Here is a 1,660-nt window from a genome sequence, read left to right as displayed (position 1 = left end):
GGCAAGTGGTCTTCCTGCCGTATTAACAGGGTTGTGCGCTATCTGGCTGCTTACTTACATCAACACCCGGGGTATTGTCACCAGCGGAAAATGGCAGCTGGTTACTACCATACTTAAAATTTTGCCGTTAGTACTTGTAGCATTTGGGGGACTGTTTTTTTTACAGGCTAAAAATTTTTCTCCATTTAACAGCAGCGGTACAACTACTTACAGCGCAATTAGCACCACCGCGGCCATGACACTGTTTTCGTTTATAGGAATTGAATGTGCTACTATACCGGCCGGAAGTGTTGAAAACCCGGAAAAAACGATACCCCGTGCTACATTGCTGGGATTGATGATTGCCACACTGGTATATATTTTAGGTAGCGTAAGCGTAATGGGGCTGATACCTGCCGCCCTGTTAGAGAAGTCGCAAACACCTTATGCCGATGCCGCTGCAATAATTTACGGCAATAACATTAGGTACTGGGTGAGCGCCGGCGTTGCTATTGCAGCGTTTGGCGCCCTTAACGGGTGGACACTGATGCAGGGCCAAATGCCTTTTGCCGTAGCCAGGGACAAGTTGTTCCCTGCTATATTTAGTAAACAAAATAAAAAGGGAGTACCTTATATGGGCATCCTGCTTAGCAGTACTTTGGTTTCTATTTTTATGAGCATGAACTATACTAAAGGATTTGTAGAGCAATTCAGATTCCTGTTATTGCTTTCATTGTTATCAATGCTTATTCCTTACCTGCTATCGGCTGCATCTTACCTCATAATCCGGGTAAAAAACAAACAGGCAGATGGCTGGTTAGGCGCTGTAGTTTTGGCTATGATAGCATTTAGCTATGCATTATGGAACATTGCCGGTACCGGTAAGGAAGCCGTTTATTATGGGTTTTTATTGCTGATGATCAGTGTTCCGTTTTATGTTTGGGTGGCTTATAAAAAAAATAGCGGGCAGTAGATACCTTATAATTTTTATTGATACGCAGCTATAACCATACTTTAATATTTTTTTTACTTGCATAATTGTTTATTTGACAGGTAAAATCACTTTGTCGCTTAAATTTTACATCAATTGGCAATAAAATTCAATGTTCAGATAATCAATTACTTATGGTGTGATAAAAAAACTTAAATGTTAAATTTTCGGCCTCAAATGTTAAATTTCATTAGGCAAGTGTTAAACCTCTTTGATTACTAAGAACTTAGTTATATCTTGGTTTCCATAAACTACCTTATGAAAATCACAATTACTGCACTAATAATATTTTGCTTAAGTACAGTCTCCGTTTTTGCGCAAAATACCTATTCTATTAAAGGTTCGGTTGCCGATACGGCATCAAACTCAAAACTCACCAATGCCACAGTTGCTGTTTTAAACGCCAAAGATTCTATCCTGCAAAAATTTACCAGGGTAAGCGAGGGGCAGTTTGCAATGGATAATCTTAAAAAAGGCAAATTCATCCTGCTGGTAAGCTACTCCGGCTATGCCGATTTTGTGGAGCGCTTTACACTCGATTCGGCACATTCTACCCATAACTTTGGAAGTATCGGCATGATACTTAAAACCCAACTGCTTAAAGAAGTAATTATAAAGGCGAAGGTTGCTGCCGTTAAAATAAAAGGCGATACCACCGAATTTAATGCCGCGGCATTTACGGTACAGCCC

The 1,660-nt window shown here is 40.2% G+C and carries 2 protein-coding genes; both read left to right on the top strand.

Features of this window, described 5'->3' with window-relative positions:
• The coding region (locus tag AC1DPZ_RS26730) for an amino acid permease (RefSeq protein ID WP_477409222.1) at positions 1-952 on the top strand (952 nt) is incomplete at its 5' end.
• Positions 953-1,228: 276 nt separating this feature from the next.
• Positions 1,229-1,660: carboxypeptidase-like regulatory domain-containing protein (locus tag AC1DPZ_RS26725; RefSeq protein WP_477409220.1), on the top strand; the 432-nt coding region annotated here is incomplete at its 3' end.

This window comes from Mucilaginibacter sp. P4_G9 (genome assembly GCF_056400985.1).
Note: the sequence above shows the minus strand (reverse complement) of the source record. Positions and strands in the feature narration are given on the sequence as shown.